This is a genomic window from Myxacorys sp. (assembly GCF_059501405.1).
Genome location: NZ_JCACCM010000188.1, coordinates 1 through 6,847, shown reverse-complemented (window position 1 = coordinate 6,847; position 6,847 = coordinate 1). Strand labels below are relative to the sequence as shown.

General features: G+C 50.4%; 7 protein-coding genes and 2 pseudogenes. 2 read left to right on the top strand and 7 right to left on the bottom strand.

Translation table 11 applies throughout. From position 1 onward, the window contains the following. Window positions 1–99, top strand: a pseudogene (locus tag AC5I6P_RS26460) (IS6 family transposase); the annotation flags it as partial. Between the two features lie 56 nt (window positions 100–155). On the opposite strand, the gene AC5I6P_RS26455 reads toward AC5I6P_RS26460, so the two are convergent. The 7 genes from AC5I6P_RS26455 to AC5I6P_RS26425 form a co-directional block, all read right to left on the bottom strand. Beyond that, window positions 156–293, bottom strand: a complete 138-nt coding sequence (locus AC5I6P_RS26455) for a hypothetical protein (protein ID WP_495696765.1) — start codon at window positions 291–293, stop codon at window positions 156–158. Beyond that, a complete protein-coding gene (locus AC5I6P_RS26450) occupies window positions 290–925 on the bottom strand; it encodes a TetR/AcrR family transcriptional regulator (protein ID WP_495696764.1) in 636 nt (211 codons plus the stop codon). Before AC5I6P_RS26450 ends, AC5I6P_RS26455 begins: the two co-directional genes overlap by 4 nt. Window positions 926–1,059: 134 nt before the next feature. Then, on the bottom strand, window positions 1,060–1,842 hold the full coding sequence (locus AC5I6P_RS26445) for an ABC transporter permease (RefSeq protein ID WP_495696763.1): 783 nt from the start codon (window positions 1,840–1,842) through the stop codon (window positions 1,060–1,062). Between the two features lie 81 nt (window positions 1,843–1,923). After that, a complete protein-coding gene (locus AC5I6P_RS26440) occupies window positions 1,924–3,189 on the bottom strand; it encodes an ABC transporter substrate-binding protein (RefSeq protein ID WP_495696762.1) in 1,266 nt (421 codons plus the stop codon). Between the two features lie 32 nt (window positions 3,190–3,221). Further along, the gene (locus AC5I6P_RS26435; RefSeq protein ID WP_495696761.1) at window positions 3,222–4,046 is read right to left on the bottom strand and encodes an ABC transporter ATP-binding protein; all 825 of its coding nucleotides are present in this window, start codon (window positions 4,044–4,046) and stop codon (window positions 3,222–3,224) included. Between the two features lie 34 nt (window positions 4,047–4,080). Further along, complete coding sequence (locus AC5I6P_RS26430) at window positions 4,081–5,250, bottom strand: acyl-CoA dehydrogenase family protein (protein WP_495696760.1); 1,170 nt, start codon at window positions 5,248–5,250, stop codon at window positions 4,081–4,083. Window positions 5,251–5,364: 114 nt separating this feature from the next. Continuing rightward, window positions 5,365–5,901: an OsmC family protein gene (locus AC5I6P_RS26425; RefSeq protein WP_495696759.1), complete on the bottom strand. Its 537-nt coding sequence runs from the start codon at window positions 5,899–5,901 to the stop codon at window positions 5,365–5,367. 618 nt (window positions 5,902–6,519) lie between these two features. Between AC5I6P_RS26425 and AC5I6P_RS26420 the strand changes: the two are divergent. Further along, window positions 6,520–6,810, top strand: a pseudogene (locus AC5I6P_RS26420) (IS6 family transposase); the annotation flags it as partial. Between the last annotated feature and the right edge of the window lie 37 nt (window positions 6,811–6,847).

Below are 6,847 nucleotides of genomic sequence, written 5' to 3'. Positions count from 1 at the left end.
ATGGCTGAACGAGGAGTGGACGTAGACCACTCAACGATCAATCGATGGGTGCTGAGGTACGCTCCAGACCTCGACAAACGCCTTCGACCTCACCTGAAGCGGTGGTGTCGCAAAGACTTTAAAGTGACAAACGAACCGGTCTCGTTTGGATTGCTTTAAGCACCCACTCCAAAGAGTTCATTGACCAATTCTATTTGAGATACACTCTCCCCTCGACTAATGCCTTTCACCTGCCCTTTGCGAATCATGTTCATCGCTTCAATAGAGAAGACTGGCAATACATATGCCATCATTTTGTATGCTTAGAATTATCGGCAAAGTCTTGATCCAATACCATTTCTAGTTCATTGCGTAGAGAAACTTTCAATAAATAACGACAGCCATCAAGACAGTGCTGCAAGCGTTCTGGGTTGTCGTATAAGCGCCCAAGCAATAAGGCTCCCTCGATCGTGCTTAAAAGCTGCTGGGCTAATCTGTCTGGATCAATCTCTGGCTTGAGTTGAGCACGCCCCCCATGGAGCAACTTGGCAATTTCGTGCTGCCACTCATCAAACACTTGAATCAGATGTTGACGAAAGCTGGGATTATGCTCAACTAATTCCACAATGAGATTGCCAAGAAAGCAACCCGCACAGGGATCTTCTGCTTGATGAATGGCTTCTAATTTATCAATCATCTGAAACAGATGAGCGATTGCATTCGATTGGTTCGCGCCAAAAAGAAGCGACTTGAGTTTGCTCCACTTAAAATCAACTAATGCATGGCCCAGTTCATCCTTCGAGGCAAAATAGTTATAGAAACTGCCTGATGAAACGCCACTGCTGGTTAGTAACTCTTTGAGTCCCGTTGAGTGAAACCCTTGCCGATGGATCAGATCTAAAACGGCAAGTAGCACATCTTCACGAGTCCGTTTAAGATTAACCATGAAGGCATGACTCCTCATCATCAGTGTCCTGGAAACGAGCATACTCCAGGTTGACGTTCAATTCATGATCAGCGGGATGGGTTCCAGCTTTGTGAGGGATCGCAGTTAGATGGCACTGGCTCAATTGGGATGGCTCAACGTTGGTGGGTCCATCGCTGATGAGCGAACCGCAGCGAACCGTCCAGCCCATAGCCGATTGCACCAATGATGAGAATTGCTGCCATCAGTTCGGGATAGGCAAGGCGATCGCGGGTATCAAGGATGTAGTAGCCCAATCCTGCACTCACGCCCAACATTTCAGCAGGCACCAGTACCAGCCAAATAATGCCAATCGCCAACCGCAGCCCAGTCAGTATATGTACCGCGATCGCAGGCATGATGACCCGCCAAGTGGTTTCCCATTGGGTGGCACACAAACTGCGCGTCAGCAATAACCAACGGCGATCTACCGCATGAACTCCCGCCGTGGTGCTGAGCAAAATGGGAAATACGGCTGCAATGGTGAGCAAAAAATAAACGGGTAAATCCCCAATCCCCAATGCCATTACCGCAATTGGCATCCAGGAGAGGGGCGAAATCATCCGAATAAATTGCAAGAGAGCCGAGGTGGAGTGCTCCAAGGGCCGGGACAAACCCACCAGCAACCCCAGTGGCACCCCGATCGAGATCGCTGCCACTAGTCCCACAAAAACCCGTCGTAAGCTGGTTTGGATATGGGGAAAGATAGTGCCTGTGCTGAAGAGTTGCACCAGAGCGGGGATCGTGCGTTCAGGGGAAAAATCCGCCACAATCGGGTCACGATGCCAGAGCGGTGTCGTTAACAGCCACCAAATCAAAGTGCCACCGATGAGACCCAGCAGCGGTAGCGGCACCTTAAAGCGAAAAGTACCTGTTGAAGGTGTGAATGTGGATGTCATTTGTGGTAATCCTGGCGCAATTAATTCTGAGAACAAATCTGTCGGGATGTTGCATACAACGCTGCCACAAAACATGGCGCGTTAGACCGCGATCGTCTCAGACCGTGAGAAATTATCCTTCAGACCAAAGGCTGGCAGCCCACCGACCTGTTGTAATGCCTTTTTGACAAAGGAATCATCAACCAGATCGGTGGCAACTTCTTTAGGATCAAGCGCCTGCAAGAATGATGTGTCGCCCTCGACCTGGGTTTCCTTGAGTATCCGCACCAGTTCCTCGGTATAAGAAGGGAACGGATACGGTTGAAAATCGATCCGGTTAATGCCCCAGTCGGGATGCTGAATGGCTCCCTGTTTACCGTAAAACTCTTTGTCGTAATAGGTAAGAGTCCGCTCAAGAGCAGGCAGCGCATGGGGAGTGTACTTACCACTGCCATCTTTCGACAGAATCTGAGCGGTTTCTTCGCGATTATTTCGAATCCATGCCTGCGCTTTGACGATGGCATTCACCACCCCTTGCGTCCACTCTTGGCGCTGAGTTGTATCTTCTTCGTGGAGAAAGACCACACAGCAGGCATGATCTTTCCAGACATCGCCCGTAAATCGGAGAATTCTGCCCTTTTCCAAGTTCTCAGTCACCGCATTAAATGGTTCTGCCACAATGTAACCCCCGATCGCCTTGGTTGCCAGTGCCGAAACCATATCCGGAGGTGGCAACACTACCAAATTGACTTCATTGGCAGCAACTGCTGTATCTTTGGGCTTACGGATCACCGTTAAGCCTTCTTTCTTTAACACCTGTTGCAGCACAACGTTGTGAATGGAATACCAAAAGGGAACGGCGATCGTCTTGCCACCCAGGTCTTTTGGCGTTTCTATATCAGGTGTTACGGTAAGCGCTGAGCCATTGGTGTGGTTCCATGCCACCACTTTGGCGGGAAAGTTGCGCCCGTAGCGGAGTGAAACCGTCATTGGTGACAACACATGGACAACATTCACCTGACGCGCCAGAAAAGCCTCTACTACTTGCGCCCAGGAGCGAAACAAGCGCGGTGGTTCTGCGGTTAACCCTTCCGCTTCGTATAACTTTTTGGCATGGGCAATCAGCAGAGGAGATGCATCCGTGATTGGTAAGTAGCCAATCTTTACAGGTTGGTCAGCACTGACACTGGTGCTAGGGGTGGCGTTAGAACTGGTGTTAGGACTGGGACTTGTGCCCGCTTGAGGAGTGGTCGATTGACATCCACCAGCTGTTAGGGTTAAACCCAGCGAGGTGGAAAATAATCCGGATAATTTTAAAAAGTCGCGGCGATTCATGCCGCAGCAAGCGCAGACGTTGGACCAAGCCATGATCAGCTCCTCAATAAAAGAATTGGAACGGTTTAGTGGCTCTCCATCACCGTGGCTAATGCCCCCAGGATAGTAAAGCGAATGTCTGCCAGGGCATGGGCTTGCTGAAAGCGGGGTTTGGGCTGGGTAATACTCCATTCCCGCTCAATGCGCCCTGGGTGACGTGCCATCAACAACACGCGATCGCCCAGCAGTAGCGCTTCGTCAATGTCATGAGTGACCATCAGGACGGTCGTTTGCTGTTGGGCAATGATTTTGAGCAGTAGGGTCTGCATATCCAGACGTGTAATGGCATCCAAGGCGCTGAAGGGTTCATCCAGCAGCAGCAGGTAGGGACGGCGCGCCAGCGTTCTTGCCAACGCCACCCGCTGCGCCATCCCACCCGACAGCTGATGGGGATAGCTGCGCTCAAATCCCTGTAGCCCAACCTGCGCGATCGCACTAGCAACGCGCGATCGCACCTCTAATTTGGACAGCGACGGCACCTGTTTCAGCGTTAGCCCAAACGCAATATTTTGCGCTACCGTCAGCCACGGCAAGAGGCAGGGGTCTTGAAACACCACACCGACTTGAGGATGGCTCCTGCGCAGCGAGTTTCCGTTCAGGTAAATATCCCCGTGATCGGCAGTCTGTAAACCTGCGATCGTCGCCAGCAGCGAGGACTTCCCACAGCCACTCGCTCCCAGTAAACAGACAACCTCTCCTGCTTGTATCTGAAGGTTAATTCCATCAAAGGCAGTCAAAAGCCCCTGGCGCGTCTGATACCGCTTCTGTAAACGCTGCACAGCAAGCAGGGGAACCACCTCCTGCGTGTGCCGAGGTGCGTCCGCTAAAGAGGCAATAAATGGCTCATTCATAAGGCATGATGTACGGTTACGCAGTATTCAAAACTCAAAACGTTTCCCTCCCGCTCTCTGGCTCCAGGTGATGCAACATCTTCTTGAGTTGTTTAATCGCAGGCGTGACGATCGCAACAAAGTAAGCTTCCCGCAACCGTCTGGCGGGTTTAGAACCCTGCAAATACGCTCGTGCCCCCGCGTGCAGCATGGCAGCATTTGCTGCTCGTAACGACAATTCCGACGCGGCGATGCGTACTTGAATTACCTCTTTGAGCAAAGCAGGGGTAATCTGAACATCGGGCTGGCTCAATTGATCCGCCAGGGTATAGGTTTTGGAACGGGCGATCGAGAGTTCTGCTGCAAGATCTTCGGGTTGATCGTCAAGAAACTGATTGACATGACCCAACCGAGAACGATAGCGCTCCAGTAGATCAATACAATCGCTGACTAAGCCTAAACCCATCCCCACTTGGGTCAGAATAAAACCAGGACGAATCCGCTGCACATAGGCATGACAGGGTGCTGATAAGACCCATTCATCGGGCACAAATACATCGTTGAAGACGCAGCTAAAGGTGCCGCTACCTTCTAGCGCAATGAAGTGAGCATTTTGGCGCAGTGATAAGCCCTTAAACGTATCGGAGACGATCGCCATTAAGTAGTCGTCCCCTTCAGCCAGCTTGGCAGCAATCCCAAACGGATGTCCACTGCCGATATTAGACACCCACGGCAAGAGACCATTCAGCACATAACCGCCCGGTCGTCGCTCAGCAGTCAAGGCAATTTTCTCAATCGCTGCAAAATGCTTCATGGGGTTGGATAAGCCCGTACCTCCAAGCAGCTTTCCAGAAGCAACCTGCGGCAACAAATGCGCCTTTAGATGAGCATTGTCACTGTTTTGCAGATACCAGGTGCAGACAATCTGACACCAAGTCATAAACCCAGTACACAAGCATTCGGCTGAAACCGCTTCAATCACTTGAATCGCCGCCTTTAACCCGTGACCTGATTGATCTAAATGAGGGGCGATCGCTTGAGCAAATCCACCCAACGCACCAACCCGCTGCATAAACTCACGGGGATATACCCCCTCTTCGTCGATCGCTTGCACCTGGAGTGCAAGCTGTTCGGCGATCGCAACTTCTAACGCCGCCAGTAACGGGGTCACTGTGGGCAGTTCTTCTACTTTGTGATTGGGACTGTGTAGGGAAGCAACCTGCATCGGTTCATCTCAACGAGAATGGTAAAAGCGTTTCTAGAAGCCAGACTCGGAGGCAGAAAGGCAATCTTCTTTCTGATCCACACAGTTTGGCTTCATCAGTAAACGAGCGATCGCTTAAGCCAGCGCAACCGTCAGATTGACCGGGTTGTGGAGCGTATTCGCGACGGGTGACCAGACATTGGCATGAGCCACCAGATCATTCAAGGCTTCGCGACTAGCATCGCCTTCGACATCGACCTTGACGCGAATATCGGTAAAGCCCAGTCGCTTTTCGGTTAAATCTCCAATTCCCCAAACGCCAGTGATGTTAATGTCGCCTTCTAGCTCCAGCTCCAGCTTGGTCAGGGTAATGCCCCGTACGATCGCGTTGGCATGAATTCCCACTGAGAGGCAAGAACCCAGTGCCGCTAACACCGCCTCAGAGGGGTTTGGAGCCGTATCTTGTCCGAGCAAACCAGGAGGTTCATCAATCACATGGGCGGGTAAGTCGCGCACATAATTGAGATTGCGAAATTGCCCTTCACAGACCGTTTTGATCTTTAAAGACTTGACTGTATTAGGGTTCGCTTTTGCTGTTGCCGCCAAGTTTTCTAGCCCTGTCTTGCTAACTGAGCGGAGTGGCGTTTGGATGGATGTGGTGATGTCAGTCATGGTGATGTAAATAGAACAATCTATCTAATTGGAACAGAAGACAGCGAGGAAGTATCTTGCAGTTGGAGTTTACTGCTGCCTATGTATCTACCCTCGAATCTCTCCTTAGCTACCTACCAAAGCTGAATACTACAGATTCCGGTCGACTCAACTGATCAAACCTTGGGGCAAAGGGTAACGCCCAGTAGATCAAACATTTGCTAAAGTACGGTAAATCGATAGGTTTAAAGATGTTTGATGGAGATTATGATGCCATAGCATAGTGAAGAAGGTCAATATCTCACAGTAATTCCTAGCAGTAGTGCCAATTTAAGACCGCAGGCAAAACATCAACCACGATTATCTTTGCAAAGTGATGCTTGTTGAAATGATGCAGTAAGATTCAGCCCAACAATTTCTCGCCAAGATTCAATTCTTTGCTCATCTGCTGATGATAGTGGTGAGCAGTGAGCTGATGTTGTTTTTAGGTGATAGGGGTCTCGAAGGTTCTATCTTGAAAATCAACAACAGCTAAAGATAGCTCTATCGACTCGGAGGCTACATAGAAATAGGCTCCAAGTGGTTGTGTCGCAAAAATGATAGGGTGTGGAAGCCCAATTTTCTCTAGCCTTGCTCAAAATGACGACTGACTCGCTGTTCAAATGGCACCACTTTCTGCCTGAAGTCATCCTGCCCAATGTGCGCTGGTATTGTCGTTATTCTCTGAGCTACCGAGATTTGGAGGAGATGATGCAAGAGCGCGGAGTCGCCGTGGATCATTCGACCCTCAATCGTTGGGTATTGAAATTTGCTCCAGAACTGGATAAACGCATCCGCTCGTTTTTGAATCCCACGAATGACTCGTGGAGAGTGGACGAGACTTACATCGAAATTCGAGGAGAGTGGAAATACCTGGGTCGTGTTCTAGACATGGGGACGAGGATCAGGGAGAATAGGACGACTTGAA

Coding starts and splice junctions, on each gene's coding strand:
- AC5I6P_RS26455 (WP_495696765.1), bottom strand. CDS start 293: ATGATGGCATATGTATTGCCAGTCTTCTCTATTGAAGCGATGAACATG.
- AC5I6P_RS26450 (WP_495696764.1), bottom strand. CDS start 925: ATGGTTAATCTTAAACGGACTCGTGAAGATGTGCTACTTGCCGTTTTA.
- AC5I6P_RS26445 (WP_495696763.1), bottom strand. CDS start 1,842: ATGACATCCACATTCACACCTTCAACAGGTACTTTTCGCTTTAAGGTG.
- AC5I6P_RS26440 (WP_495696762.1), bottom strand. CDS start 3,189: ATGGCTTGGTCCAACGTCTGCGCTTGCTGCGGCATGAATCGCCGCGAC.
- AC5I6P_RS26435 (WP_495696761.1), bottom strand. CDS start 4,046: ATGAATGAGCCATTTATTGCCTCTTTAGCGGACGCACCTCGGCACACG.
- AC5I6P_RS26430 (WP_495696760.1), bottom strand. CDS start 5,250: ATGCAGGTTGCTTCCCTACACAGTCCCAATCACAAAGTAGAAGAACTG.
- AC5I6P_RS26425 (WP_495696759.1), bottom strand. CDS start 5,901: ATGACTGACATCACCACATCCATCCAAACGCCACTCCGCTCAGTTAGC.